Origin of the sequence: Pantoea sp. Ap-870 (genome assembly GCF_011752515.1) — a bacterium.
Lineage (GTDB): Bacteria > Pseudomonadota > Gammaproteobacteria > Enterobacterales > Enterobacteriaceae > Pantoea > Pantoea dispersa.
In genome coordinates this window covers 1,077,480-1,103,076 of sequence record NZ_VWXG01000001.1, presented here as the reverse complement: position 1 = coordinate 1,103,076, position 25,597 = coordinate 1,077,480, and the positions used below count along the sequence as shown (strand labels likewise).

Sequence of the window (25,597 nt, the reverse complement as noted above, 5' to 3'; positions counted from 1 at the left end):
GCATGAGTGACAACACGTTGGATCTGTTTGTGATCGGCGGTGGCATTAACGGTGCTGGTATCGCGCGCGATGCCGCCGGGCGCGGGCTGTCGGTGATGATGTGTGAAAAGGACGATCTTGCCGCAGGCACCTCCTCGCGCTCCGGTAAACTGGTGCACGGCGGCCTGCGCTATCTGGAGTACTACGAATTCCGCCTGGTGCGCGAGGCGCTGATTGAACGCGAGGTGCTGCTGAACGCGGCGCCGCACATTATCTGGCCGATGCGCTTTGTGCTGCCGCACAGCCCGTCCGATCGTCCGGCGTGGCTGGTGCGGCTGGGGCTGTTCCTGTATGACCACCTTGGCGGACGCAAAAAACTGCCGGGCACGCGCGTGCTCGATCTGACGCGCGATCCTGAAGGCGCACCGCTGCTGGACAGCTACCAGAAAGGCTTTGAGTACTCCGATTGCTGGGTGGACGATGCCCGGCTGGTGACACTCAATGCGCTGGATGCCGCCGAGCGCGGCGCCACCATTCTGCCGCGCACCCGCTGCGTGGCAGCACAGCGTCTGCCGGGCAAATGGCAGATTACCCTGCAGGATCAGGCCAGCGGCGCGCAGCGCACGGTGTTCGCCCGTGCGCTGGTGAATGCCGCCGGGCCGTGGGTGCTGGATATCGTCAATCAGGTTAGCCACACGCAAAGCCAGCGCAGCGTGCGGCTGGTGAAAGGCTCGCACCTCATCGTGCCGAAATTCTGGGAGGGCCAGCAGGCCTATCTGGTGCAAAACACCGACAAGCGGGTGATTTTTATCAATCCTTATGAGGGTGATAAAGCGTTAATCGGCACCACCGACATTCCCTGGCAGGGCAAAGCGGAAGATGTCAGTGCGGATGATAGTGAGCAGCAGTACCTGATCGACGTGGTGAATCGCTACTTCAAGGTTAAGCTGCGCGCCAGCGATGTGATTACCCGCTTCTCCGGCGTACGGCCGCTGTTTGACGACGGTAAAGGCAATCCCTCGGCGGTGACGCGGGATTATGTGTTCGACCTCGATAATCAACAGGATGCCCCGCTGCTGCACGTGTTCGGCGGCAAAATTACCACGTTCCGCAAGCTGGCCGAGCATGCGCTGCAGCAGCTGGCGCCGTTTTTCCCCAACATGGGCGCGGACTGGACGCGCAGCGCCACGCTGCCGGGCGGCGAGATCGCCAATGCCGATTTTGACAGCTTCCTGGAGGAGATCAAAACGCGCTGGCCGTGGCTGCCGCAGCCGCTGCGCAAGCACTATGCGCGACTGTACGGTGCGCGTATGAGCACGCTGCTGGGCACCGCCAGTTCGCTGAGCGATCTCGGTGAGCATTTTGGCGGCCAGCTGTACGAGGCCGAGGTGCGTTATCTGGTGCAGTACGAATGGGCGCAGCAGCCGGAAGACATTCTCTGGCGTCGCACCAAACATCAGCTGCACCTCAGCGCTGCACAGCGCACCGCGTTCAGCCAGTGGTTCGAACAGACTTTCCACCCTGCCGCGCCGCTGCGCGCCCACGCTGGCTGAGAGGTGCCGCATGCCATTAACGCTTTCGCTGAATACCAATCCGCTGGTGAACCGCTTCGCCGATCCCGGCGATTTAATTCACACCGTGGCTCAGCAGATCCGCATCCGCGATCTGCAGCTGACGCATGAGTTTATCAATCCCGGCTGGCCTGCTGCCACGCTCACCCACATGACGCGCCGCATGCAGCAGGCGCTGCGTGCCACCGGCGTGCGCGTCACCTCCGGCATGACCGGCCCGTATGGCCGCCTCAACCATTTTGGTCATCCGGATGCGGCGGTACGTCGCTACTACATTGACTGGTTCAAGACCTTTGCCGACATCACCGCGGAACTGGGCGGCGTCGCGGTGGGCTCGCAGTTTGCCATCTTCACTCAACGGGATTTTAACGATGCGGCGCGGCGTGAAGCGCTGATTGCCATCGCCATTGACTGCTGGGCGGAAGTGGCGGAACACGCCAAAGCGGCCGGTCTGCATTACCTTTTCTGGGAACCAATGAGCGTCGGGCGCGAATTTGGCGAAACCATTCCCGCCTGTATGGCGCTGCAACAGCGGCTGAGCGCGGCACAGTTTGCCCTGCCGATGTGGATGATGGCGGATATCGATCATGGCGATGTCACCTCTGACGATCCGCGTGACTACGATCCTTACGCGTGGGCTGAAGCGGTGCCGCGCTTTTCGCCCATCATCCATATAAAGCAGAGCATGATGGATAAAGGCGGGCACAGGCCCTTTACATTGCAGTACAATGCCGGCGGTCGCATTCAGCCGCAGCCGCTGCTTGAGGCGCTGGCGCGCGGCGGCGCGCAGGATAACGAGATTTGCCTCGAGCTAAGCTTCAAAGAGCGCGAACCCACCGACAGCAATGTGGTGGCGGAGATTGCCGAAAGCGTGGCGTTCTGGGCCGACCATATTGATACCGGGGTGCAGGATTTGCATCTCGCGTGAGCATGCCGTGCTGAGGGCTTTCGTCAGCCCGCAGCACCCCTCAACCAGACAGGGACAACCCGATGAAATCCGCACCGACTTCCGCTGAACGCGATGACTCTCTGGCCCTGCGGGCGGCCTGGCTGCACTATGTTGGCGGCCTGACGCAGGCTGAAGTAGCCAAACGGCTCGGCCTGCCGTCGGTGAAAACCCATCGGCTGATTGCGCGCATGGTGGCCGAAGGCGCGGTGAAAGTCACCATCGACGGCGCGATTGTCGCCTGCGTGACGCTGGAAGAGCAGTTGCGCAGCCGCTACGGCCTGAACTTTTGTCAGGTGGCACCCGATCTCGGTGAAGAAGGCCTGCCGGTGCGCGCGCTGGGCATGGCCGGTGCCGACTATTTGCGTAATCTGCTGGCCTCCACGCCGGCAATCACGCTGGGTCTCGGCCATGGCCGGACGCTGTCGGCAGCGATTCACCAGCTGGCACGTATCGACGCGCCGCACCTGCGCTTTGTCTCCCTGCTCGGCTGTCTGACGCGCAACTACGCGCTCAATCCGCATGACGTGATGCATCGCATCGCCGAAAAAACCGGTGCGCAGGCCTACATGATGCCGGTACCGTTTTTTGCCAACACCGAAGAGGATCGCGATGTGCTGCTGGCGCAGCGTGGTGTCAGCGAAGTATTTAGCATGGCCGCGCACAGTGAAGTGAAGCTGGTGGGCATTGGCACCGTGGAACCAGCCGCCCAGCTGGTGGAAGCCGGGATGATCGATGCAGCCGAGATCCGCGCCCTGTCGGAAGCCGGTGCGGTGGGCGAACTGCTGGGGCACTTTTTCGCTGCCGACGGGCAGATGATTCACAACTCGCTGACGGCACGCACGCTGTCGGTGCCGCTGGATCTGGCGCAGCGCGCAGAGATCGTGGCGCTGACCGGCGGACCGAGCAAAGTGGCGGCGATCCGCGCGGTGCTGGCCAGCGGACTCGTCACCGGTTTGATCACCGACGAGCTGACCGCGCAGGCGCTACTCAGCGCATGAATCAGGTTAAACCAGACTGAGCTGCAGCGACTGCGCACGCAGCTGCTGCTGCCAGCCTGCGGCGAGTTCCGCGTCGGTGATCACCTGCTTAAACGGCTGTAGCGGCGCCAGCGCATAGGGATGAATCTGACCAAATTTGGAGGAGTCGGTGAGCGCGACGGTGTGCGTCGGTTTTTCCATGATGGCGTTCACCACATCGCAGCGCAGCATGTCGCGGCTGGTGAAACCGGTCGCCTCATCCCAGCCGTCAATGCCAATAAACGCCTTATGGAAGTTGAGGTGCTGAATGCACAGCCGCGTTAACGGCCCGACTACCGACTCACTGCTTTTCTGAAACAGCCCGCCGAGGATAATCACATCGCCGCCCTGCTCACGCAGCAGTCCGGCGATGTAATGGCTGACGGTGATGATGGTGATGTCCTGCCGATGGCTGAGCTCTCGCGCCAGCAGCGCATTGGTGCTGCCGCCTTCAATAAACACCGTTTCGCCGGGGTTAACCAGCCCGGCGGCGTACTCCGCCAGGCGTTTTTTCACCGCAAAGCGGGTTTGCATGCGCGCGCCTACGTCATCACTTTCCGGTGCCACGGCGGAACCGTGCACGCGGCGCAGAAAGCCGCCCTTCTCCAGCAGGTTCAAATCCTGACGCACCGTCACCTCCGAAACGCCGGTGGTTTGCGCCAGTTCATTGACGCTGACGCTGCCGCGCTCGCTGACCAGTTGAATAATGTGCTGATGACGTGCGTTCATAGAGCCTGCTGTAAAAAAGTTTTTGCCCAGCTTAGCAGAAATCACGCTAATCCCAGACTGCGCCGGCCGTTTTCATTCAGATCCTGCGGCGTAAAACGGCCGCGCCAGCTGGCTTCGTAATCCTCTTTGGGGAAATCGCCCGGCGAGACACCGGTCGCCAGCGCCTGCGCCACCTGCTGCGCATAGTCGGCGTTTTTATCGCACATCGGCGCGGCAGGAATGTACATCACGTTGCCCCAGCCCTGCTGATTTTCTACCGGTGCCACCGCATGAATCACATCGCAGTGCCACCACACCGAATCGCCCGCCTGCAGCGCCGGGATCGAACACAGGCCGGCAATTAATTCCGGATGCCAGCGCTCCGATACCGGCAGCACTTTGCCCGGCGCCACGCCGCACAGTTCCTCTTCCGGCACATCCTTCAGTAACGGACGCAGCAGCAGATAAGCCATGGCTTCCGGCACCGGCACCACGTGCAGCAGTCCCTGACCGGGCTGCATATCAGAGAGTGCGGTCCAGCCCTGGAAAGTGCGGAACACCGAACATTTGGTGGTGGTGCCAGACTGATACTCCTGCACGGCCGTGCGGTGCGCCGCATCCCACGGATCGTACTGATCGAACTGGTTAGAAAAGATCTTGCTGAACACCTGCTGATAGGCCGGCAACAGCCAGCGCTCCAGCGCGCCGGAATCGGTGTGCGCGCCCAGCCCTTTTGAGGTGGTACCCGGCAGCCGGCGCCGGATGCGATCCGGATAGATGATGCTCACGTCCGGATCAAACCAGCGCGTACCGGCGGATTCGAATTTCCACAGGCGATTGAGGAACGCCTGGGTTTGCGCCATGGCCTCGCTCTGGCGGGCTGACATCTGCGCATCGCTCCAGTAAATGGGGTAGATCTCCGGCCGCGAGGCGTCGAGGTTGCCAAAGAAGTTGTCGCCCGGCCCCTGATAGACACGGTCGAAATCATTGTCGTCGAGGTAGTTGAGCATGTCAGCATCCCACGCCAGCGCCTGCTCGCGGCTGAAGGTTTGCTTCACCACCACGCAGCCGCGGCGGCGGATATGATCTTTGGTCTGTTCGCTGATGCGACCGGCGGCCAGATCCGCGAAGCTGACCTGCGGCCACGCCGTTCCGTGCTGCTTCTCTTCGGCGCGCGCGGCCGCGATTTCACTGACAATCTTACTTCTGACCTGCTCAAACAGGCCTTCGACATCGCCAATCTGTGCTCTGAGCGCCTGCTTCATCAGGCGCACATGCTGTTTAAAATCGTCGGGTTGTTGTTCTGAGGTAAAAGTGGTGTTCATCTCGCACTCCGTCTGTTTACGCCTTAGTTTCATTCGAAACACATTACATATTCATTCATAACATCGAGCGAACAAAAAGACAGCACGCAGGCAAAAAATAGCGAGCATGATCACAGTTATTTATCTGAGGGATTTTCGTTTGAAAGGGTTCAGGGAGCGAAACGGTGGGATGAATAACGCAAGCGCGCCTTGATCAGGCACGCGAGGGCCACCCTCCATGGCAGCCCGGGAAAATTATGGCTGATCGAATAAATGACGGTACTGCACAAAGTCGGTTTGTTGCGCCAGCCGATCGTACAGCGCCCGCGCGTGGCTATTAGACGCCTGCGTCAGCCAGTAAACGCGCGAACAGCCGAGCTTCTCTGCCTGTTCATAGACCGCCAGAATCAGCGCCTTGCCGGCGCCCAGACCGCGCGCGGCCTCGCTGACGTAGAGGTCCTGCAAATAGCAGTAGTCGCCCTGGGTCCAGGTTGAGCGATGGGTAAGAAAATGCACCAGCCCGACCATCGCGCCGTCCTGCTCGGCCACCAGACAGTGCATGGGTTCCGCGCGGGACAGCAAGCGGCGGAAGCTCTCGCCGGTGGTGTTATCGTCAATGGTAGTCTGATAAAAGCGCTGATAGCCCTGCCACAGCGCCAGCCACGGCATAAAATCTTCTGCGCGCAGCGCTCTGATGGTGATCATTCGCCCTTCCCGATGTTGCTGATGATTTTTTCCGCAGCCACCACCCGATCGTCATTCGGGAACCACTTATTTGCCAGCATAATCAGCGCAACCCGCTGCGACGGAATAAAGACCGCATAGGTGGCGAATCCGTTAGTGGAGCCGGTTTTGTTATACCACGCCTGCTGCGGCGCAGCCTGCGGCGGCGTAATCAGCGTGGCTTTCATGCCCTTCATGATGCGCGCGCCGCTGTTGCCATCCACCAGCTGCTGCGTAGTCACCGGCAGCGGGTAATATTCCCACATCATCGCCTGAGTAAAAGCGGCCTCGGTGTGGTAATAGCCCTGATGCGTCGCGGCCACCGCCTGTTGCCATGCGGGCGCGACCGGCTGTTGCTGCAGCTGAATGGCCAGCCAGCGAATCAGATCGGCAGAGGTGGATTTCAGGCCATAGGATTCCGCATCCAGCGGGCCTGGCGTCACCCGCACCGGGCGATCCTGCTTGTTATAACCCTGGGCGTAGCGCCCCATCTGCGATGCAGGCACCTGCACATAGCTGTGCGTCATGCCCATCGCCGGCAGCAGCTGCTTTTCCATCGCGCTGATGAATGGCTGATGCAGACTCTTAGCCGCAATCATGCCGAGCATACCGATACCGAGGTTGGAATAAACCCGCACCGTGCCCGGCTGGGCCTCTGGCTGCCACTGTTTGTACCAGCGCATCAGCTCGCGGGTGTTGGTTACGTCATCCGGTACGAACAGCGGCGTGCCGCTGGTGTGCGTCGCCAGATTCAGGAGCGAGACGCGATCAAAAGCGCTGCCTTTCAGTTCCGGCAGCCACTGGCTGGCCGCGTCGCTGAATTTCAGTTTGTTCTGCTGCGCCGCATAGCTGGCTAAGGTGGCGGTAAACGTTTTACTCAGCGAGCCGATTTCAAACAGCGTCTGCTCGTTGATCGGCTGTCCGCTCTCTTTCGATGCCACGCCGTAGTTATAAAATTCGGTTTTGCCGTCGTGCAGAATCGCCACCGCCATTCCGGGAATCTGATACTGCTGCATCAGCGGTTTGATGATGCTGTCTGGTGATGTCGTTGCCAGCGCACTGCCGCTGACCAGCAGCGCGAGTGCGCTTAATCGGGCCCATGAAAACATGAAAATTCCTTTTCCTGCAGGTTAACCATGATGTCTGACCGGCAGTATATCGTTACCCCTGCCAGGCTTCCCGACAATTCTCATTGGTAGTGAACAAAATCACATCCTTTATGACCTGATTTGCCGTTTGCTGCGCCCGCTCCTATACCTTTGACAAGTAAGCGTTCATCGCAAGGAGCTGACAATGGAACAGGTTTTGACCCGCGGACAACGGCTTAGCCGCCTGCGCGCGCGCAGTTCGCTGCCGGTGCTGATCGTCGGCGGCGGCATCAACGGCATCAGTACTTTTCGTGAGCTGGCATTACAGGGCATTCCTGCGGTGCTGGTGGAGAAAGGTGACTGGTGCCAGGCGGCCAGCGGCGCGCTGTCGCGCATGATTCACGGCGGCCTGCGCTATCTGGAGACCGGCGAGTTTGGCCTGGTGAAGGAGTCGGTGATGGAGCGCGATCGCCTGCTGAAAAACGCCGCGCACTATGTGTTTCCGCTGCGTACCACCGTACCGATCGATAATCTCGGCGGTGGACTGGTTAACGCCACGCGACGTTTCCTGCGCCTGAGCGATAAGCCCACCCGGCGCGGCGCGCTGCTGATCAAAACCGGCCTGAGCCTGTACGACCTCTACACGCGACAGTATGGCGCTATGCCGCGCCACCAGCTGCGTAACGAAGCCGCCACGCGCGATCGCTGGCCTGGCTTCGCGCCCTGGGTGAAATACAGCGCCAGCTACTACGATGCGTGGATCAGCGCGCCGGAGCGACTCGGGTTTGAGCTGATTGAAGATGCGGAACGCGCCTGCCCGGAGGCGCTGGCGCTCAATTATCTGCGGGTGGTCAGCGCTAGCGACGAGACGGTGCTGCTGGAAGATACGCTGAGCGGTGAGCGCTTTAGCCTGCAGCCGCACGTGCTGGTCAATGCCGGCGGCGCGTGGATCGACCAGCTGAATCAGCAGCTGGCCGTGCATTCACAACCCACCAGACTGATAGGCGGCACCAAAGGATCGCACCTGATCCTCGATCATCCCCAGCTGTTACAGATGCTGGACGGTGAAATGGTCTATTTCGAAAACCAGGAAGGCCGGGTGTGCATCATGTTTCCTTGGTTTGGCAAAGTGCTGGTGGGCTCCACCGATATCCGCGTTGATGACCCTGATAGCGTGGTATGCGAAGCCGAAGAGCAGGCTTACATCCTTGAGTCGCTGCGCTTTGTGTTTCCTGACATTGTGGTGCCAGCATCCGCGGTGGTTTACACCTTCTGCGGCGTGCGCCCGCTGCCGGCCAGCGAGGCCAAAGTTAATGGTCAGATTTCGCGTAACCATTCGCTGGTGCTGCTGCCGCCAGACCACGCGCGCGCCTGGAGCACGCTGTGTCTGGTCGGCGGTAAATGGACTACCTTCCGCCGCTTCGGGGAAGAGGCCGCCGACCGCGTGTTGCGCCTGCTGGGAGAAAAGCGTCGCGTCTCCAGCAGCGACCTGCCGATTGGCGGCGGCCGGGATTTTCCGGCGCCGTCCGCCCAGCCCGCCTGGCTCAGTGCGCTGGCGCAGCAATATGACATTCCGCTGGCGCGCGTGACGCAACTGGCGAAACGCTACGGCAGCCGGGCCCTGCCGCTGCTGCAGCAGATTCAGCAGCACGGCGAACAGCCGCTGCAGCATCATGCCGGTTACAGTGCCACCGAACTGCGCTATCTGATTGAGCATGAACAGGTGTGCCAGCTGGAAGATGTGCTGGTGCGCCGCACGTCGCTGGCTATCTGCGGTGAATTAACGCCGCCGCTCATGCAGGAAATTTCGCAGCTGCTGGCCGACTCGCTCGGCTGGCAGGACAGCCAGCGCGCTGAACATCTGCAGCACACCGCAATCAGCCTGGCGCAGCGCCATGGGCTGCACGCGCTCGCATCCGCGTTTTCACAGGAGGAAGTTCAGGATGTCACTCACCCCTAAAGTTCGCCTCAACCGGTTATTTCACCACGGCAAGTGCCTGGATGTGGCGATCGATCACGGCATCGCCAACGAGCCCGATTTTCTGCTGGGGCTGGAAGATATTGAAAGCGTGATGCGCAACCTGATTGCCGCACAGCCGGATGCGATCCAGGTCAATTATGGTCAGGCCGATCTGCTGCAGTGCGTTGCCGGGCGCAAACCGGCGCTGGTGATGCGCACCGACGTCGGCAATGCCTATAACGCGGCGCGCCATCGCGAGATGTGGGCGGTGCTGCACAATCCGGAGGCACCGATTCTTGCCGCGCTGCAGATGGATGCCGCCGCCGTGGTGGTCAATCTCTACCAGATCCCGGATGAACCGGGCATTTTTCGCATGTGCGTGGAGAACATTGGCCGCCTGCGCCAGGCCTGCGATCGCTATGCCATGCCGCTGATGGTGGAGCCGCTGGTGATGGCCCCCGCCGGCCAGGGCGCGGCGTACGGCTCGCTGGGTGACGTCAGACAAATTGTGCCGCTGGTGCGGCTGGCGCGGGAGCTGGGCGCCGACATCATTAAAGCCGACCCCACGGATAACGTAGAGGATTTCCATCGTGTGGTGGAGGCGGCGCGCTGTCCGACGCTGGTGCGCGGCGGCGGTAAAGGGGAACTGGGCGCGGTGCTGGCGAAAAGCGCCGCGCTGATGGCGCAGGGTGCCAGCGGCATGGTGTATGGCCGCAACGTTTATCAACATGATAATCCGTCACGCGTGGTCAGCGCGCTGATGGCGATTATTCATCAGGGTGTCAGCGGCGCGGATGCGCTGGACATCTACCAGCAGGGTTAAGCGTGACCTGCACCGGCGCTTAAGCGGTGCGCCGTCTTCGCCTGAAACGGAGTCGGATATGAGCCAGATTCTCGGCATCGATGCCGGAAATACCATGATCAAAGCGGTACTGTTTGACCTGAGCGGCCGCGTGCTGTCGGTAGCGGAGTGCGCCGGCGAAACGCATCAGCCGCAGGAAGGCTATGCTGAACGGCCAGTTGAAGATATCTGGCGCGGCGTCAGCAACGCGGTGAGTCGCTGCCTGCAGCAAGCCGGCACGCGTGGCAGCGAAGTGATTGCCATCGGGGCCGCCGGACACGGCAACGGGTTGTATGCGCTGGATCGTCAGCAGCGCCCGCTGTTTGGCATCCAGTCGATTGATCATCGCGCCAGCGCCACGGTGCAGGCGCTGGAATCCAGCGGTGCGGCGCAGCAGATTTACGCGCTGTCATTGCAGAAACCGTGGCCCGCCGCCACGCCGGTGCTGATCAGCTGGATACGTCAGCATCAGCCGGAACGCTGGGCGCAGATCGGCCATCTGCTGTGTGCCAAAGATGTCATCGCCCATTTTCTGTGCGGCAATGTCAGCGCGGACTATTCGGATGCCGCCGGTGCCGGGCTGATTGATTATCGCCAGCGCAGCTACAGTCGTGAATTGCTGGCGCTGTACGGCATCGAAGAGGCGCTCGCCCTGCTGCCACCGCTGCGTGAATCCTGCGAGGTTACCGGCGTGGTCTCGGCCCGCGCGGCACAGCTCACCGGTTTACCGGCCGGCATCCCGGTGGTGGCCGGCATGTTTGACGTGGTTGCCAGCGCGGTCGGCTCGGGCGTAGTGAACTGCGGTGAGGCCTCCATTGTCGCCGGTACCTGGAGCATCAATCAGGTGGTGGTCGACAAACCTGATTATCTGCGCCCGGTGTTTATGAATTCGATCATCGAGCGCGACCGCTACATGGCGATCGAGGCCAGCGCCACTTCTGCCGCCAATCTTGACTGGTTCCTGCGTGAATTTGATGATGGCCGCGCCGGCCAGGGCGCGGCGCGCAGCAGCGACAGCGTGGCACAGGTCAGGCCTGACGCGCAGCTGCCGCTGTATCACCCTTACCTCTATTCGGGGCGGAAAGCCGAACCTGCCAAAGCCGGCTTTTACGGCCTCGGCGGCTGGCATACGCGCGCTGACATGCTGTTTGCCCTGTTCGAAGGCGTGACCTTTGCCCACCGGGCGCACATTGACCGACTGCGCGCGGCCGGCATTACGGTCAACCAGGCCACGCTCTCCGGCGGCGCGACGCGCAGCAGTGTCTGGCCGCAAATGTTTGCCGATGTGCTGGGGATGCCGATTCGCGTCGCAACCTGCCACGAAACCGGGGCGCTGGGCGCGGCCCTGTGTGCGGGCGTGGGCGTGGGTCAGTGGCCGAATCTGGCTGCCGCCGTGCAGCAGGCGGTCACCCTTGCGCCGGAGGCGCTGCAGCCCCGCGCGGCGCGCTTCGCGTTCCATGACACACGCTACCGGCTGTTTAAAAAACTTGAGCTGGCGATGAGCGACATCTGGCGCACCGCCAGTTAATGGCGGTGAGGCGTGAACAAACCATGACACCGGTGGGCAAATGCTGTACACTTGATGCATAAAAATGTTCACATGAACATTATCAGGAGGTTGTGATGTCCACCGCATCGGCTTTTAATCCCACCAGCGGATCGCGCATCTTTGATCCGTCGCTGATTCAGCACGCCCGCCCCTCTTTTATGGATCAGATGGGGCTGCCGCGTAACCGGCTTAAGGCGCATAAGTTGATCACCGACGGCATGGATGTCGGCATTGTCGAACGCGCCGCCACGATTCTGAAAGCGACGCCGATCGACATCGCGCAAATGGTCTCGATTGACCGTAACACCTACCGGCGCCGCGAGAAGTCCGGATCGCAGCTCTCGGTCGAACAGGGCGCACGCATCTATCAGGTGTTTGAAGTGCTGGATGCGGTGATCCAGCTGTTCGCTGGCGATCCGGAAGTGGCGATGCACTGGATGTATCAGCCTGCGCTGGCGCTCGACAACGCGCAGCCGATTAACATGCTCAGTACGCCCGCCGGCTGCGATGCGGTACTGACGCTGATTGGCCGCCTTGAGCACGGAGTGATTGTCTGATGACACGACGGAAGGATCCGGCTGCACCCGTCAGGGTGTTCTATCGAATTGTCAAAGCGGAGTACGCCAGCCAGGCGTTTAACGGTGCTGGCGCAGAAAAATGGGGTGGCCGCTGGAATCCGCCCGGAATGAAAGCGGTTTACCTCAGCAGCTCAAAAGCGCTGGCGACGCTGGAACTGGTGGTGCACGCCGGGAAAACGCTGCTGGAGCAAAGCCGCTTTGTGGTGTTTACCGTGGCGGTACCGGAGTCCGACATCATCGCCCTCGACAGCAGTAAACTGCCGGCCGGCTGGGAAAAATATCAGCAGCAGGAGGAGACGCAGGCCATCGGCGCGGCGTTTCTCGATCCGCACAACGGCTTTCCCCTGCTGATGACGGTGCCCAGCATCCTCACCGGCGAAGATAATGCGCTGTTTAACCCCGATCACCCGGGCGCGGCCGCGCTGATTGCCACAGCGACCTCCGCTCCCTTCGCCATCGATCGCCGCATCAAAGACGATCCGTAAACGCTCTAGCGGCACTGGCTGGCACAGTTTTGTACGCAAATCTGCGCCAGCGAGCCACAGCCGCCGCCGTTGTCATTCTTGCACTGTGATTGCTGCACGTAACAGTTCTGCTGACAGGAAGAGACATCACACTTCGCTGCTACCGGCGTGAGCTGCGGCAAATCCCCTTTTCTCTCCGGCTGCCACGGCGTTTGGGCCGCTGCGCTCAGGCTGCCCAGCAGCCATAACATCATTATCCATTTCATCATTCAGTCCTCGCAGGATGGATGTAGAGAGTATGAACGCTGGCCGGATGATTGCCAGCGTGAAACCTTTGGTTCACCTTCCGCCTGATGATGCCCTGTTAAGGTGCAGCATCTGCGCCCATTGCCGAAGCAGCGTCTGACCCAACCGGAATATAAATCATTATTTTCAATACTTTAACTCGCCATCACCCTGACCCCGCAAGATGGTACAAAAGTTGCATGGCTTAGGGTGCACAGTAAAGGAGACGGTAATGAAAGCGATTGTGATTGGAGCGGGTATCGGCGGCATGAGCGCGGCGCTGGCGCTGGAAAAAGCGGGTTTCAGCACCGCAGTGTATGAAGCGGTGAAAGAGATGAAACCGGTCGGCGCGGCTATCTCTATCTGGCCTAACGGCGTGAAGTGCCTCAATGCGCTGGGTCTCAAGGCACAGCTGCGCGCGCTCGGCGGCAATATGGCGTTTATGGCTTACAACGATGGCCACAGCGGCAGCACCCTGACCCGCTTCAGTTTGTCACCGCTGGTGCAGCAGGTCGGCGAGTATCCTTATCCGGTCGCACGCGCAGAGTTACAGGCGCTGCTGATCGACAGCTACGGCCGCGAACGCATCCGCTTTGGCAAACGCGTTGTGCGGGTGGAGCAGCATGCCAGCGGCGTGACCGCCTGGTTTGATGACGGCAGCCAGGCTGAAGGGGATTTTATGGTGGCCGCCGACGGCACCCACTCGGTGATTCGCCATCACGTGCTGGGCGAACACGTCGAGCGCCGCTACGCAGGCTACGTTAACTGGAATGGCCTGGTCACCATCGATGAGAGCATCGCGCCCGCCGATCAGTGGACCACGTTTGTCGGCGAGGGCAAGCGCGTCTCGCTGATGCCGGTGAGCGGTAACCGCTTCTACTTTTTCTTTGATGTCCCGCTGCCGAAAGGGCTGGCGCAGGATCGCGCAACGGTGAAAGACGATCTGCGCGGCTATTTTGCCGGCTGGGCCGAACCGGTCCAGCGGCTGATCGCCAGCATTGACGCACAAACCACCAATCGCGTGGAGATTCATGATATCGAACCCTTCAGCCGCTTTGTCAGAGGACGTGTGGCGCTGCTGGGGGATGCGGCACACAGCACCACGCCGGATATCGGTCAGGGCGGCTGTGCGGCCATGGAAGATGCGGTGGTACTGGCGCAAACCCTGACCGCCCACTCGCTGGGCATTGAGGACGGGCTGCTGCGCTATGAAGCGCGGCGCGTGGCGCGCACCCGTGATTTGGTGCTGAAAGCGCGCAAGCGTTGTGATGTCACCCACGCCAAAGATGCGGCGGTCACCGCGGAATGGTATGCCGGACTGAAAGAGGAAACCGGCGAGCGCGTGCTGGCCGGCATGTGTGACACCATTGAAGGCGGTCCGCTGGGATAAGCGTGCAGGCCAGCCAGCTGCACCGCTGGCTGGCCCTTCGGTTACGGCGCGTTATGCCTCGTCGAGGCCGCGGTGTTTCAGCATCGGCCCGATGTCCGGCGCTTTACCGCGCCAGGCCAGCCAAAGATGCTGCAGATCGCTGCTGTTACCGCGCGACAGAATCTGCTCACGGAAGCGCTGACCATTTTCGCGTGTCAGACCGCCCCGCTCGACAAACGCCTGATAACCATCGTCGGCCAGCATCTGCGTCCAGATATAGGCGTAATACCCGGCCGCATAGCCGCCACCCCAGATATGACGGAAGTAGCTGGAGCGATAGCGCGGCGGCACGGCACTCAGGGCAATATTCTCCGCCGCCAGCGCCTGCTGCTCAAAATGGCTGACATCCTGCGGATTATCGTGCGGTGACAGCGAGTGCCACTGCAAATCAAGCAGTGCCGCCGCCAGCAGTTCGGTCATGTCATAGCCTTTGTTGAATTTCGCGGCGCGCACCATTTTGTCGCGCAGCGCGGCGGGCATCGCTTCACCGGTCTGATAATGGCGCGCATAGTGGGCAAACACCTGATCCTGACTGGCCCAGTGTTCGTTGATTTGCGACGGAAACTCGACAAAATCACGCGGCGTGGCGGTGCCGGACAGGCTGGCATAGCGCTGGGTGGCGAACAGGCCGTGCAGCGTGTGGCCAAACTCATGGAACAGCGTGATCACCTCATCCCAGCTGAGCAGTGCCGGCTGACCGGGCTGCGGCTTGCTGTAATTGCAGACGTTGTAAATCACCGGCCGGCTTTCCAGCAGCGTCGACTGGTCGACGAAATTGCCCATCCATGCGCCACCGCTCTTGTTATCCCGCGTGAAGAAATCGGTGTAGAACAGCGCTAACGGTGCACCGTCGGCATCGAAAATCTCATAAACGTTGACGTCCGGATGGTAGACCGGCAGATCGTGGCGCTGTTCAAAGCGAATGCCATACAGCTGGCTGGCACACCAGAACACGCCCTTTTCCAGTACAGTGTTGATCTCAAAATAGGGGCGGATTTGCCCTTCGTCCAGCGCGTATTGCGCGGTGCGTACCTGTTCCGCGTAGTAATTCCAGTCCCAGGCGCGCAGCGGGAAGCTGTGGTTTTGGTCGGCGATCAGCTGCTGAATATCCGCCGCTTCACGCCCGGCGCGCGCCGTCGCGGCGGGCACGATGTTGCGCATAAAGGACTGGGCAGCTTCCGGCGTTTTCGCCATCTGATCCTGCAGACTCCATGCTGCAAAGCTGTCAAAGCCCAGCAGACTGGCCTGCTGCGCACGCAGTTGCGCCATGCGCGACACGATGGCGCGCGTGTCGTTGTCGTCACCCTGCTCGCTGCGCGTCAGCGCCTGCTGAAACAGCGCTTCGCGCGTGGCGCGCACCGTCAGCGACTGCAGTACCGGCTGCTGGGTGGTATTTTGCAGAGGGATTAGCCATGCGTCGTGCAGCCCGCGCGCCTCAGCGGCGTCCTTCGCCTGTGCCAGCGCCGCCGGCGACAGGCCGTCCAGCGCCGCCGCGCTGCTGACGGTATAAGCGGCGGCGTTAGTTGCCGCCAGCAGCCGGTTACCGAAACGCGTTCCCAGACTGGCCAGCTCCTGATTACAGGCGCGCAGTTGCGCTTTATCGCGCTCACTCAGACTGGCGCCGGCCAGCTGAAAGCGCTGCCAGGTGACTTCCACCAGACGCATCGCTTCGGCATCCGGGCACTGCGAACCGCGCTGCTGATACACGCTGTCGAGCCGCGCAAACAGCGCCGGGTTAAGGTAGATTTCGTCATTGAGCGCCGTCAGCTGCGGGGTGATCAGCTCGTCAACCTGCTGGAGCCGCTCGCTGGTATTGGCTGAGGTCATCGCGGCAAAAACGGGGTACACCCGGTTTAGCAGGCTACCGCTGCGCTCCAGCGCTTCATAGGTATTGGCAAAGGTTGCCGGCTTGGGGTTGCTGGCAATGGCCGCCACTTCCTGGCGCTTTTCGGCGATTCCGGCTTCCAGCGCCGGCAGGAAATGCGCTTCGTCGATCAGATCAAACGGCGGTGTCTGGTACGGCAACGGGCTGACGTTAAAAAACGGATTGGCACGTGAAGTCATTATCGCTCCTGATAATCAGCAACGCCGCAGCCACCTGCGGCGGGATGCTTTTATCCTGGCAGTTTCGTCGCCTGGCAACAACCTTGCGCGTGCGTATGGCTTTCCCGCTGCCACACGCACTTACCGTTGACCCAGGTTTGCGCGATGTTACGGTCATCACCCAGCGTCATCAGGACAAACAAACGCTGATGGATATCGTCGCTGTTGGCCATGCGCAGCTGCTGCAGTGGTGATACGGCAGGATCGATCACCACAAAATCTGCCTCTTTACCGGGGTTGAAGTTGCCGATTTTGTCATCAAGATCCAGCGCATGGGCGCCGCCCAGCGTAGCGTGGTAAATCGCTTCTGCAGCGCTGAGTTTGTACTGCTGCAGTTGCCCCACCTTATAGGCTTCACCCAGCGTCTGCAGCATATTGAAGGTAGTGCCGGCGCCAACATCGGTGCCCATGCCCATGCGCACGCGCTGCTGCCAGCGGCGTTTAAGATTGAACAGCCCGCTGCCGAGGAACAGGTTGGAGGTCGGACAAAAGGCCATCGCCGAATCGGTGTCATGCAGGCACTGCCATTCGCGATCCTCCAGATGCAGGCAGTGGGCAAATACGCTGCGTTTGCCGGTGAGCTGATGCTGGTGATACACATCAAGATAGCCGTCATGGGCGGGAAACAGCGTTTTTACCCAGGCGATCTCCTGCTGATTTTCGCTGAGATGGGTATGCAGCCAGGTATCGGGAAACTCGTTTTTCAGCTGCTGCACTTTTTCCAGCAGCTGCGGCGATGAGGTCGGCGCAAAGCGCGGCGTCAGCGCATAACCGAGACGCCCGCGCTGGTGCCAGCGCTGAATCAGCTCACGCGTCTGCTGATAACTTTGCGCCGGCGTTTCGGTCAGTTCCGGCGGTGCGTGGCGATCCATCATTACCTTGCCGGCGATCAGCCGCATCTCCAGCTGTTCGGCGGCGCTGAACAGCGCGTCTACCGATTGCGGATGCACCGTACCAAACACCAGCGCAGTCGTGGTGCCGTTGGCCAGCAGCTGTTGCAGGAAAAACGCTGACATGCGCGCCGCGTGCGCCGCACAGTGATACTGGCTCTCGACCGGAAAAGTGTACTGATTGAGCCACTCCAGCAGCTGTTCACCGAATGCGCCGATCATTTCGGTCTGCGGATAGTGAATATGGGTATCCACAAACCCCGGCAGGATCAGCTTGCCGCGCAGATCGATCACCTGCGTTGATTCCAGGTGTTGATGTGCCGGCTGCCAGCGCTCCAGACTCACCACTTTACCGTCGCGCAGCGTCAGCAGACCGTCTTCAATATAGCGTGCCTGGTCGGCGAGGCCATCGGGCTGGTCAGCTAGCGCGGGGAAATCAAAAAAACTGGCGCGCAGACGGGTTACAACAGAGTCAGACATGACGCTTCCTTCAGGGTATAATGCAGGTTTCAGATAGATATAGCAAAGATATTGCAAACCGCATGCCAGGCAAGCCCACCCAACAATCACTTTAAATTCAGATAAATACACAATTTCAGCGCGATTATCGTCGCAAAAATTGCAGGCAATCGTATGCGTAACCGATTGCCTGTTCATGGTATTGCCCTTGCGCATTGCGCTGGCGTTTTACGCCGGGAAAAGGTGCCTGATCGGGCTCGCTCATGGTGCAGGACTGCACCGCAAACGTGCAGGAAAGATTCTGCAACACGCCGCTCACGCTTTTCATGAGCGCCGCTGCGGGGTTAATGCTAAGGTGTGGCAGAGAACCTGAAATCGTATAAGGAACAGTGAGATGATTATTTTTGTTACCGGTGCGACCGCCGGTTTTGGTCAAAGTATCACCCGCCGCTTCATTGCTACAGGTCACAAAGTGATCGCCAGCGGACGCCGTGCTGAGCGTTTGCAGGAATTAAAACAGGAACTGGGCGACAACCTGTACACCGTGCAGTTGGATGTGCGTAACCGCGCGGCTATCGAAGAAGCCATCGCCGCCCTGCCCGCCGAATGGCGTGATATCGATGTGCTGGTTAACAATGCCGGGCTGGCGCTGGGCGTCGAACCGGCGCATAAAGCCAGTGTTGAAGACTGGGAAAATATGATCGACACCAACAACAAAGGGCTGGTGTATATGACGCGCGCCGTGCTGCCTGCCATGGTAGAGCGCAACGTCGGTCACATCGTCAACATTGGCTCGATAGCCGGCAGCTGGCCGTACGCCGGCGGCAACGTGTACGGGGCAACCAAGGCGTTTGTTCGCCAGTTCAGCCTCAACCTGCGCACCGACCTGCACGGCACCGCGCTGCGCGTCACCGATATCGAGCCTGGCCTGGTGGGCGGCACCGAGTTTTCGAACGTGCGCTTCAAAGGTGACGATGGCCGCGCGGATGCGGTGTATGAAGGCACCACCGCGCTGACGGCGGAAGACGTGACGGAAGCGGTCTATTGGGTGACCACGCTGCCGAAGCACGTCAACATCAACACGCTGGAAATCATGCCGGTGACGCAAACCACCGCCGGACTGAAAGTGTTTAAAGGATAAGCAAGCTTAGCGTGGCGGCCCATCGGGTCGCCCTGCGCGGCCGGTTCAGGCCTTGCCCCAGCCGATAACGATAATCAGCATGCCGCTGAACGCCACCAGCGCACCCACCCAATCCCACGCACTCAGTTTGACGCCATCGACCAGCCGCAGCCAGATCAGCGCCGTTAACACATACACGCCGCCATAAGCCGCATATACCCGGCCGCTGGCTGCCGGATGCAGGGTCAGCAGCCAGACAAACAGCGCCAGGCTGGCTGCGGCCGGTAACAATAGCCAGGCGCTCATGCCACGCTTCAGCCACAGCCACGGCAGAAAACAGCCGGTGATCTCGGCAATCGCAGTGATAAAAAACAGCAGCGCGGTTTTCACCAGCATACAAAGTCTCTCTGATCGTTAAACAAACCGCTCACCGCTGGTGAGCAAAGAAGCAGCGATGATATACTGGCAGACAGTGTTGTGACAGCCGCCCTGCGCGCTGTGCTGGAGTTAACGAAAGGAAATGACGATGAAAAAACTGTTTTCCGCCCTGCTGGCTACCACGCTGACCGCCAGCGTATTGCTGACTGCGCCGCTGGCTGTCGCTAAGACGGATCGCCTGATTATTGAAGATGGCAACAACGCGGCCAGCAACGAGGCGGCGCGTCAGAGCAAAGAGCAGTGGAACGATACGCGCAACCTGCGTAACAAGGTAAATACCCGCGTGGAGAAAGAGTTCGACAAGGCAGACCGGGCCTTTGATACCCGCGACGCGTGCGAAAAAAGCTACAACGTTAATGCGTACTGGGAACCGAACACCCTGCGCTGCCTCGATCGCCGCACCGGCCGTCCGCTGGCGCCGTAATGCGCGCCAGCTGCTATAGTTTTCACGGGAATGACGCAACAAGGAGTGAGTGATGAAAAAACGTAATGCAGTTGTGTTGCTAATGGCGCTGGCGTTACCGCTGGCGGTGCAGGCGTCCTGCGAAAGCGTGCGCGCCGACATCAGCAAAAAGATCATCAACAATGGCGTGGCGGAATCGGATTTTACGCTGGATATCGTGCCGAACGATCAGGTTGATCAGGCAGGCGGTCAGGTCGTTGGCCACTGTGAAAACGACACGCAGAAAATCGTTTACAAGAAAAACGGTCGCGATGCGGATAGCAGCGTGCCGGACAGCGCGGGCAGCTCGCAGGATGCTCCCGCACAGTAATCTCTTCGGGCGGCTGGTCGGCCGCCCTGCTTTATTCCGCCTCCGGCCGCTGACGCGGCATCAGCCACGCAATCCACAACGTCAGCAGCGCAATCAGCAATGACACCACAAATACCCAGTGCAGCGAACTGGCAATCTGCCCGGTCCAGAAGTGTAACTGCTCCTGCGGCAGCGCCTGACGGCTCTCCGGTGCCATAATTTTCTGCATCGGATCGCTGGCCTGCGGCAGCCGCAGCGACAGGTTGAGATTGAGCACCGCGCCCATTATCGCCGTGCCGATCGCCGATCCCAGCATGCGGCTGAACATAATTGAGGCGGTGCAGATGCCGCGAATTTCATAGTGCGCATGATTTTGTACCGAAACCAGAAAGGTGGTGCTGGTCATGCCCATCCCGGTGCCAATAACAAACGCCGTCAGCCCGGCCTGCATGATGCTGCTGTCGGCGCGCAGCAGCAGTAACAGCGCGCTGCCGGCAATCAGTAAAAACGCGCCGAGCTGCGCGGTAAAACGATACGAGGTGATCAGCATCAGGCGCCCGCTGAGCGTACTGGCCAGCGGCCAGCCAATTGACATCATCGCCAGCGCGCTGCCCGCCTGCAGCGGCGTGCCGCCAGTAATGCCCTGAATCCACGTCGGCAGAAACGCGCTGATGCCCATCATGGTGGCCCCGATAATCAGGTTCCCGGCATTACCGGCCACAATCAGGCGGCTGCGCCACAGCGCCAGCGGAAACAGCGGCGCATCGGCCCGCTGCTCGTGATGTTTCAGCCGCCAGCCGGCCAGCAGCGCCAGCGCCAGGAACGGCACCAGCCAGAAACCCAGCGCTTCCGCCTGTAACAGCGCCACCAGCAGTGCGGTGACGCTGATCATCAACCAGCAGCTGCCGGTCAGATTCAGCGTTGCGCCCTGATGCTGTTCGCGCGCCGGCAGAAAACGCGCCAGCAGCAGCATGGAGAGCAGACCAATCGGCACGTTTACCCAGAAAATCACCGACCAGTTAAAGTGCTGAACCAGCCAGGCGCCGCTGAGCGGACCGATGACGGCCGCGACGCCCCAGACGCTGGAGAGCCAGCCCTGCACGCTGGCGCGCTCGCGCGGCGAATAGATGTCCGCCACGATGGTGGTGGTCAGCGGCATAATCGCCCCGGCCCCCAGGCCCTGAAAGGCACGAAACACAATCAGCCACATCATACTATGGGCAAAACCGCACAGCACCGAGCCCAGCAAAAACAGCGTTACGCCGATGAAAAATAATCGTTTGCGGCCCCAGATATCCGCCAGTCTGCCGTACAAAGGGACGCTTACCGCCTGCGTCAGCAGATAAATAGAAAACACCCAGCCAAACTGCGCGAAACCGCCAAGATCGGCAATGATGGTTGGCATGGCCGTGGCCACAATGGTGACCTCAATGGCAGCCATAAACATCGCCAGCATGCAGGCAATCAGAATCCAGTGGCGATGTTCCGTTTGTAATTGTGCGCTTTCAGTCATACGTCTCCCTTTTTCTTACAAGGCTAGTCGAAATTTCGCCGACTCAGTTTCCTCTGCGTGCGCCGCTTTGTGACAATGTCACCTATCTTGATGAAAATTTTTTATTGTCGAGCGACTCCTTATTTCATGCGGGTTTCGCTTAGTTTTACTGCTTTTGTATCTACCTGATTTTGCCGTGAAAACTGGCAATGATCATCAAGCGTTGCTATAGGTCTAAAGGCAGTTTCTGGTTTTTCACTGTGAAAAAGCCGGGAAGCAGTCATTTTAACTGCAATTTGACAGCGTGCTGGATTTTCGTCTGTGTATTGCACCGCATAACGCCGGCACGCTGAAAATAACGTCATAAAATCAATCGATTTTTTCAATCAGGGAGACGCACGCTATGCACAACGCATCGCTCGCCCGACGTGCCGGGCTGGCACTGCTCGCCATCATGGTGGTGATAGCCCTGCTGGTGTGGGGATTAGGGCTGGATACGCTGCGCGACCGCAAGGTGGATTTACTTTACCTTGGGCAGCAACACCTGTACTTAGTGTTCTGGTCGATGTTATGCGCTTTACTGGTTGGCATCCCGAGCGGGATTTTGCTCAGCCGTCCCTTCGCCCGTCGCTGGGCTGAATATGTGATGCAAATCTTCAACGTCGGTAACACGCTGCCACCGCTGGCCGTGCTGGCGCTGGCGATGGTGATTGTCGGCATTGGCGATCGCCCGGCGCTGATCGCCTTGTTCCTCGCCTCGCTGCTGCCGATTGTGCGCAACACCTATGCCGGTCTGAGCGCGGTGCCGCCGTCGCTGATTGAAGCCGCCAACGGTATCGGCATGACCAAACTGCAGCGGCTGAGCCGGGTTGAACTGCCGAATGCGCTGCCGGTGATCCTCGCCGGGGTGCGCATCGCGACCGCGATTAACGTCGGCACCGCGCCGCTGGCCTTCCTAATTGGTGCCAGCAGCTACGGCGAGCTGATCTTCCCTGGTATTTATCTCAACGACTTCCCGACGCTGATCCTCGGCGCAGTGGCCACCGCCCTGTTTGCCCTGATCCTCGACATGCTGCTGGCAGCATTGGGACGCGTCCTCAGCCCGCACTCTGCGGCTTAACCCGGAGCATGTAATCATGGCCACTGCTAATCTGCTGGCGCGCTGGGTCAAACGCACCGCGCTGGCCCTGACCGCCACCTTAACCCTCAGTCACGGCGCGCTCGCCGCCACCCCCATCGTGATGGCGACCAAAAGCTTTACCGAGCAACATATCCTGTCTGCGATGACGGTGATGTGGCTGCAAAAGAAAGGTTTTCAGGTCATCCCGAAAACCAACATCGCCACCACCATCGGGCGTAACGCGATGATCAACAAGCAGATTGATATGACATGGGAATATACCGGCACCTCGCTGATTATTTTTAACCATATCAACAAGCCGATGTCGTCTGAAGAGGCGTACAAAACCGTTAAACAGCTGGACGCGAAGCTGGGACTGGTGTGGCTCGATCCTGCCCCGATGAACAACACCTACGCGTTTGCCATGCAGCGCCAGCGCGCTGAGGCGGAAGGCATCAGCACCATGTCACAGCTGGTGGCGAAGCTGGAATAGGTGCGCAAAACCGACCCGGATCACAACTGGAAACTCGGTCTGGATCTGGAATTTGCCGGCCGTTCGGATGGCCTGAAACCGCTGCAGAAAGCTTACAACATGCCGCTGGATCGCCCGCAGATTCGTCAGATGGACCCAGGCCTGGTGTACAACGCGGTACGCGACGGCTTTGTCGATGCCGGACTGATCTACACCACCGACGGCCGGGTTAAGGGTTTTGAACTCAAGGTACTGGAAGATGATAAGCACTTCTTCCCAAGTTACAACGTCACGCCGGTGGTGCGTCAGGATGTGCTGGAAAGCCATCCCGGCCTTGAGGCCGCGCTGAATGCGCTGTCGCCGCTGATTACAGATGAAGCCATCACCGAGATGAACAAGCGCGTCGATATCGATCACCAGTCGCCGCAGCAGGTTGCGCGTGATTTCCTCAAATCCAAAAACATGCTGTAAGGAGGCGCAATGGATACCCTGCATTACATCATGGATAACTGGAACACGCTGCTGGCGCTGACCTGGCAGCACACCTGGCTGGTGCTAGTGGCGGTAGGTTTTGCCATCCTCGTCGGCGTGCCGCTGGGCATTCTGATTGTCCGCTTCAAATGGCTGGCAACACCGGTGCTGGGCATCGCCACCATCGTGCTGACCATCCCGACCATTGCGCTGTTTGGCCTGATGATTCCGCTGTTTTCACTGATCGGTCAGGGGATTGGCGCCCTGCCGGCGATTACCGCGGTGTTCCTCTATTCACTGCTGCCGATTGTGCGTAATACCCATACCGCGCTGGAAAATCTGCCGCCCGGGCTGCGCGAAGCCGGTCGCGGTATCGGCATGACCTTCTGGCAGCGCCTGCGCTGGGTGGAAATTCCGATGGCGCTGCCGGTGATTTTTGGCGGTATCCGCACCGCCGTGGTGATGAACGTCGGCGTGATGGCCATTGCGGCGGTGATCGGTGCCGGCGGCCTGGGCCTGCAACTGCTGGACGGCATCAGCGGCAGCGATGTGCGTATGCTGATAGCCGGCGCACTGATGATCTGTTTACTGGCGATTATTCTTGACTGGCTGCTGCACCGTCTGCAGTCGGCGCTGACTCCTAAGGGGATTCGATAATGATAAAACTGGAAAACCTGACGAAAACCTTTACGCAAAAAAACGGCACCACATTCAATGCCGTCGATAACGTCAGCCTGGAAGTGCCTGCCGGGGAGATGTGTGTGCTGCTGGGCCCGTCCGGCTGCGGCAAAACCACCACGCTGAAGATGATTAACCGTTTGATCCCCGCCAGTAGCGGGCGGATTTTAATTAATGGCGAAGACACCAGCGGCCAGGATACCGTCACGCTTCGCCGCAACATCGGCTATGTGATTCAGCAGATTGGTCTGTTCCCGAACATGACCATTGAAGAGAACATTACCGTGGTGCCGCGCATGCTGGGCTGGGACAAAAAACGCTGTCGGGAACGGGCGACGGAGCTGATGAGCATGGTGGCGCTTGACCCGACGAAGTTTCTGCATCGCTACCCGCGTGAGATGTCGGGCGGCCAGCAGCAGCGCATCGGCGTGATCCGCGCGCTGGCGGCGGATCCACCGGTACTGCTGATGGATGAACCGTTCGGTGCCGTCGATCCGATCAACCGCGAGGTGATTCAGAACGAGTTCCTCGATATGCAGCGCCAGCTGAAGAAAACCGTGATGCTGGTGAGCCACGATATTGATGAGGCGCTGAAACTCGGTGACCGCATCGCGGTGTTTGGCCAGGGCAAAATCGTACAGTGTGCCAGCCCGGACGAACTGCTGGCGCAGCCGGCCAACGAATTTGTCGGCTCGTTCGTCGGTCAGGACCGTACGCTGAAGCGTCTGCTACTGGTGCAGGCGGGCGACGTCACCGATCAGCAGCCGACCATCACCGTGCAGCGCAGTACCCCGCTGCAGGAGGCGTTCGCGACCATGGACGACAACGACATGCGTTCGGTCACGGTGGTCGACGAAGATGGCAAACCGCTGGGCTTTGTCAAACGTCGTGAAGCGCGCGGCGCCACCGGCCGCTGCGAGGAGATGCTGCACACCTTTAAGGTCACCGGCAAAGCGGAGGAGAACCTGCGCGTGGTGCTGTCGAAGTTGTATGAACACAACACGGTATGGATGCCGATTGTCGATGAGGAAGGTCGCTACAGCGGCGAAATTTCGCAGGATTACATCGCGGATTACCTCAGCTCCGGCCGCACGCGCCGTCGTCTCAACCCGTAACCCCGACCGAACCGCGCCACGGAGGGCGCGATTCTCCAGGTAA

At 60.1% G+C, this 25,597-nt stretch carries 26 protein-coding genes and 1 pseudogene; 16 read left to right on the top strand and 11 right to left on the bottom strand.

The genetic code is table 11. From position 1 onward, the window contains the following. Positions 1-2 precede the first annotated feature (2 nt). The 3 genes from F3J41_RS05380 to F3J41_RS05370 all read left to right on the top strand — a co-directional run bounded on the left by F3J41_RS05380 (position 3) and on the right by F3J41_RS05370 (position 3,497). On the top strand, positions 3-1,532 hold the full coding sequence (locus F3J41_RS05380) for a glycerol-3-phosphate dehydrogenase (RefSeq protein WP_059008817.1): 1,530 nt from the start codon (positions 3-5) through the stop codon (positions 1,530-1,532). 10 nt (positions 1,533-1,542) lie between these two features. After that, the gene (locus tag F3J41_RS05375) at positions 1,543-2,478 is read left to right on the top strand and encodes a sugar phosphate isomerase/epimerase (RefSeq protein ID WP_058769794.1); all 936 of its coding nucleotides are present in this window, start codon (positions 1,543-1,545) and stop codon (positions 2,476-2,478) included. Positions 2,479-2,540: 62 nt separating this feature from the next. Further along, positions 2,541-3,497, top strand: a complete 957-nt coding sequence (locus tag F3J41_RS05370) for a sugar-binding transcriptional regulator (RefSeq protein ID WP_059008814.1) — start codon at positions 2,541-2,543, stop codon at positions 3,495-3,497. Positions 3,498-3,503: 6 nt separating this feature from the next. Here F3J41_RS05370 and F3J41_RS05365 read toward each other — a convergent pair whose 3' ends face one another. From F3J41_RS05365 to ampC, 4 genes are all read right to left on the bottom strand, one after another. Then, positions 3,504-4,244, bottom strand: a complete 741-nt coding sequence (locus tag F3J41_RS05365; RefSeq protein ID WP_058769793.1) for a DNA-binding transcriptional regulator YciT — start codon at positions 4,242-4,244, stop codon at positions 3,504-3,506. Between the two features lie 41 nt (positions 4,245-4,285). Next, complete coding sequence (locus tag F3J41_RS05360) at positions 4,286-5,548, bottom strand: DUF1479 domain-containing protein (protein ID WP_058769792.1); 1,263 nt, start codon at positions 5,546-5,548, stop codon at positions 4,286-4,288. Between the two features lie 234 nt (positions 5,549-5,782). Then, on the bottom strand, positions 5,783-6,232 hold the full coding sequence (locus tag F3J41_RS05355) for a GNAT family N-acetyltransferase (protein WP_021506057.1): 450 nt from the start codon (positions 6,230-6,232) through the stop codon (positions 5,783-5,785). After that, on the bottom strand, positions 6,229-7,359 hold the full coding sequence (ampC, locus tag F3J41_RS05350) for a class C beta-lactamase (RefSeq protein ID WP_058774688.1): 1,131 nt from the start codon (positions 7,357-7,359) through the stop codon (positions 6,229-6,231). Before ampC ends, F3J41_RS05355 begins: the two co-directional genes overlap by 4 nt. A gap of 184 nt (positions 7,360-7,543) precedes the next feature. Between ampC and F3J41_RS05345 the strand changes: the two genes are divergently transcribed. The 5 genes from F3J41_RS05345 (at position 7,544) to F3J41_RS05325 (ending at position 12,751) form a co-directional block, all read left to right on the top strand. After that, positions 7,544-9,298 (top strand): glycerol-3-phosphate dehydrogenase/oxidase, encoded by a 1,755-nt coding sequence (locus F3J41_RS05345; RefSeq protein ID WP_152391008.1) that lies wholly within the window; start codon positions 7,544-7,546, stop codon positions 9,296-9,298. After that, positions 9,282-10,121, top strand: a complete 840-nt coding sequence (locus tag F3J41_RS05340) for a class I fructose-bisphosphate aldolase (RefSeq protein WP_058758540.1) — start codon at positions 9,282-9,284, stop codon at positions 10,119-10,121. The genes F3J41_RS05345 and F3J41_RS05340 overlap by 17 nt, the downstream gene beginning before the upstream one ends. A gap of 58 nt (positions 10,122-10,179) precedes the next feature. Further along, complete coding sequence (locus tag F3J41_RS05335; RefSeq protein ID WP_166710137.1) at positions 10,180-11,667, top strand: FGGY-family carbohydrate kinase; 1,488 nt, start codon at positions 10,180-10,182, stop codon at positions 11,665-11,667. 95 nt (positions 11,668-11,762) lie between these two features. After that, positions 11,763-12,245 (top strand): antitoxin Xre/MbcA/ParS toxin-binding domain-containing protein, encoded by a 483-nt coding sequence (locus F3J41_RS05330; protein WP_021506062.1) that lies wholly within the window; start codon positions 11,763-11,765, stop codon positions 12,243-12,245. Next, entirely contained in the window at positions 12,245-12,751 is a 507-nt protein-coding gene (locus F3J41_RS05325; RefSeq protein ID WP_031279110.1) for an RES family NAD+ phosphorylase, read from the top strand. Before F3J41_RS05330 ends, F3J41_RS05325 begins: the two co-directional genes overlap by 1 nt. 5 nt (positions 12,752-12,756) lie before the next feature. Here the strand turns inward: F3J41_RS05325 and F3J41_RS05320 are convergent, their stop codons facing one another. Beyond that, on the bottom strand, positions 12,757-12,999 hold the full coding sequence (locus tag F3J41_RS05320; RefSeq protein WP_369974293.1) for a hypothetical protein: 243 nt from the start codon (positions 12,997-12,999) through the stop codon (positions 12,757-12,759). Positions 13,000-13,247: 248 nt separating this feature from the next. Here F3J41_RS05320 and hpxO point away from each other — a divergent pair, with 248 nt between their 5' ends. Next, positions 13,248-14,405 (top strand): FAD-dependent urate hydroxylase HpxO, encoded by a 1,158-nt coding sequence (gene hpxO, locus F3J41_RS05315; protein WP_058774691.1) that lies wholly within the window; start codon positions 13,248-13,250, stop codon positions 14,403-14,405. 51 nt (positions 14,406-14,456) lie between these two features. Here hpxO and dcp read toward each other — a convergent pair whose 3' ends face one another. From dcp to F3J41_RS05300, 3 genes are all read right to left on the bottom strand, one after another. Further along, positions 14,457-16,508 carry a peptidyl-dipeptidase Dcp gene (dcp, locus tag F3J41_RS05310; protein ID WP_166710135.1) on the bottom strand — a complete coding sequence of 684 codons (2,052 nt, stop codon included), beginning with the start codon at positions 16,506-16,508 and terminating at the stop codon, positions 14,457-14,459. Positions 16,509-16,558: 50 nt separating this feature from the next. Continuing rightward, complete coding sequence (guaD, locus tag F3J41_RS05305) at positions 16,559-17,917, bottom strand: guanine deaminase (protein WP_141495448.1); 1,359 nt, start codon at positions 17,915-17,917, stop codon at positions 16,559-16,561. A gap of 124 nt (positions 17,918-18,041) precedes the next feature. After that, positions 18,042-18,224 carry a hypothetical protein gene (locus F3J41_RS05300; protein WP_166710133.1) on the bottom strand — a complete coding sequence of 61 codons (183 nt, stop codon included), beginning with the start codon at positions 18,222-18,224 and terminating at the stop codon, positions 18,042-18,044. A 66-nt stretch (positions 18,225-18,290) separates the two neighbouring features. Between F3J41_RS05300 and ydfG the strand changes: the two genes are divergently transcribed. Further along, positions 18,291-19,037: a bifunctional NADP-dependent 3-hydroxy acid dehydrogenase/3-hydroxypropionate dehydrogenase YdfG gene (gene ydfG, locus F3J41_RS05295; RefSeq protein ID WP_010618462.1), complete on the top strand. Its 747-nt coding sequence runs from the start codon at positions 18,291-18,293 to the stop codon at positions 19,035-19,037. 45 nt (positions 19,038-19,082) lie between these two features. Here the strand turns inward: ydfG and F3J41_RS05290 are convergent, their stop codons facing one another. Continuing rightward, positions 19,083-19,409: a YnfA family protein gene (locus F3J41_RS05290; protein WP_031279118.1), complete on the bottom strand. Its 327-nt coding sequence runs from the start codon at positions 19,407-19,409 to the stop codon at positions 19,083-19,085. Between the two features lie 133 nt (positions 19,410-19,542). Between F3J41_RS05290 and F3J41_RS05285 the strand changes: the two genes are divergently transcribed. After that, positions 19,543-19,878 (top strand): DUF1283 family protein, encoded by a 336-nt coding sequence (locus F3J41_RS05285; protein ID WP_010618460.1) that lies wholly within the window; start codon positions 19,543-19,545, stop codon positions 19,876-19,878. Positions 19,879-19,930: 52 nt separating this feature from the next. Next, a complete protein-coding gene (locus F3J41_RS05280; RefSeq protein ID WP_058769782.1) occupies positions 19,931-20,227 on the top strand; it encodes a DUF1161 domain-containing protein in 297 nt (98 codons plus the stop codon). 31 nt (positions 20,228-20,258) lie between these two features. Here the strand turns inward: F3J41_RS05280 and F3J41_RS05275 are convergent, their stop codons facing one another. After that, positions 20,259-21,719 carry an MDR family MFS transporter gene (locus tag F3J41_RS05275; protein WP_166710131.1) on the bottom strand — a complete coding sequence of 487 codons (1,461 nt, stop codon included), beginning with the start codon at positions 21,717-21,719 and terminating at the stop codon, positions 20,259-20,261. Positions 21,720-21,838: 119 nt separating this feature from the next. Beyond that, a complete protein-coding gene (locus tag F3J41_RS05270) occupies positions 21,839-22,084 on the bottom strand; it encodes a hypothetical protein (RefSeq protein ID WP_166710129.1) in 246 nt (81 codons plus the stop codon). 17 nt (positions 22,085-22,101) lie between these two features. On the opposite strand from F3J41_RS05270, the gene F3J41_RS05265 reads away from it, so the two are divergent. The 4 genes and pseudogenes from F3J41_RS05265 (at position 22,102) to osmV (ending at position 25,554) form a co-directional block, all read left to right on the top strand. Further along, positions 22,102-22,818, top strand: a complete 717-nt coding sequence (locus F3J41_RS05265; RefSeq protein ID WP_166710127.1) for an ABC transporter permease — start codon at positions 22,102-22,104, stop codon at positions 22,816-22,818. A gap of 16 nt (positions 22,819-22,834) precedes the next feature. After that, a pseudogene (locus F3J41_RS05260) lies at positions 22,835-23,761 on the top strand (glycine betaine ABC transporter substrate-binding protein). Between the two features lie 9 nt (positions 23,762-23,770). Then, the gene (gene osmW, locus F3J41_RS05255; RefSeq protein WP_021506073.1) at positions 23,771-24,418 is read left to right on the top strand and encodes an osmoprotectant ABC transporter permease OsmW; all 648 of its coding nucleotides are present in this window, start codon (positions 23,771-23,773) and stop codon (positions 24,416-24,418) included. Beyond that, positions 24,418-25,554, top strand: a complete 1,137-nt coding sequence (osmV, locus tag F3J41_RS05250; RefSeq protein WP_021506074.1) for an osmoprotectant ABC transporter ATP-binding protein OsmV — start codon at positions 24,418-24,420, stop codon at positions 25,552-25,554. Before osmW ends, osmV begins: the two co-directional genes overlap by 1 nt. Positions 25,555-25,597: the final 43 nt, after the last annotated feature.

Bases quoted from the DNA above. Each gene is read 5' to 3' on its own strand.
- F3J41_RS05365 (WP_058769793.1), bottom strand. From the start codon at position 4,244: ATGAACGCACGTCATCAGCACATTATTCAACTGGTCAGCGAGCGCGGC.
- F3J41_RS05300 (WP_166710133.1), bottom strand. From the start codon at position 18,224: ATGAAAAGCGTGAGCGGCGTGTTGCAGAATCTTTCCTGCACGTTTGCG.
- F3J41_RS05360 (WP_058769792.1), bottom strand. From the start codon at position 5,548: ATGAACACCACTTTTACCTCAGAACAACAACCCGACGATTTTAAACAG.
- ampC (WP_058774688.1), bottom strand. From the start codon at position 7,359: ATGTTTTCATGGGCCCGATTAAGCGCACTCGCGCTGCTGGTCAGCGGC.
- F3J41_RS05275 (WP_166710131.1), bottom strand. From the start codon at position 21,719: ATGACTGAAAGCGCACAATTACAAACGGAACATCGCCACTGGATTCTG.
- F3J41_RS05285 (WP_010618460.1), top strand. From the start codon at position 19,543: ATGAAAAAACTGTTTTCCGCCCTGCTGGCTACCACGCTGACCGCCAGC.
- F3J41_RS05355 (WP_021506057.1), bottom strand. From the start codon at position 6,232: ATGATCACCATCAGAGCGCTGCGCGCAGAAGATTTTATGCCGTGGCTG.
- guaD (WP_141495448.1), bottom strand. From the start codon at position 17,917: ATGTCTGACTCTGTTGTAACCCGTCTGCGCGCCAGTTTTTTTGATTTC.
- osmW (WP_021506073.1), top strand. From the start codon at position 23,771: ATGGATACCCTGCATTACATCATGGATAACTGGAACACGCTGCTGGCG.
- F3J41_RS05335 (WP_166710137.1), top strand. From the start codon at position 10,180: ATGAGCCAGATTCTCGGCATCGATGCCGGAAATACCATGATCAAAGCG.
- osmV (WP_021506074.1), top strand. From the start codon at position 24,418: ATGATAAAACTGGAAAACCTGACGAAAACCTTTACGCAAAAAAACGGC.
- F3J41_RS05330 (WP_021506062.1), top strand. From the start codon at position 11,763: ATGTCCACCGCATCGGCTTTTAATCCCACCAGCGGATCGCGCATCTTT.
- F3J41_RS05370 (WP_059008814.1), top strand. From the start codon at position 2,541: ATGAAATCCGCACCGACTTCCGCTGAACGCGATGACTCTCTGGCCCTG.
- hpxO (WP_058774691.1), top strand. From the start codon at position 13,248: ATGAAAGCGATTGTGATTGGAGCGGGTATCGGCGGCATGAGCGCGGCG.
- F3J41_RS05280 (WP_058769782.1), top strand. From the start codon at position 19,931: ATGAAAAAACGTAATGCAGTTGTGTTGCTAATGGCGCTGGCGTTACCG.
- F3J41_RS05340 (WP_058758540.1), top strand. From the start codon at position 9,282: ATGTCACTCACCCCTAAAGTTCGCCTCAACCGGTTATTTCACCACGGC.
- F3J41_RS05320 (WP_369974293.1), bottom strand. From the start codon at position 12,999: ATGATGAAATGGATAATGATGTTATGGCTGCTGGGCAGCCTGAGCGCA.
- F3J41_RS05265 (WP_166710127.1), top strand. From the start codon at position 22,102: ATGCACAACGCATCGCTCGCCCGACGTGCCGGGCTGGCACTGCTCGCC.
- ydfG (WP_010618462.1), top strand. From the start codon at position 18,291: ATGATTATTTTTGTTACCGGTGCGACCGCCGGTTTTGGTCAAAGTATC.
- F3J41_RS05380 (WP_059008817.1), top strand. From the start codon at position 3: ATGAGTGACAACACGTTGGATCTGTTTGTGATCGGCGGTGGCATTAAC.
- dcp (WP_166710135.1), bottom strand. From the start codon at position 16,508: ATGACTTCACGTGCCAATCCGTTTTTTAACGTCAGCCCGTTGCCGTAC.
- F3J41_RS05345 (WP_152391008.1), top strand. From the start codon at position 7,544: ATGGAACAGGTTTTGACCCGCGGACAACGGCTTAGCCGCCTGCGCGCG.
- F3J41_RS05375 (WP_058769794.1), top strand. From the start codon at position 1,543: ATGCCATTAACGCTTTCGCTGAATACCAATCCGCTGGTGAACCGCTTC.
- F3J41_RS05325 (WP_031279110.1), top strand. From the start codon at position 12,245: ATGACACGACGGAAGGATCCGGCTGCACCCGTCAGGGTGTTCTATCGA.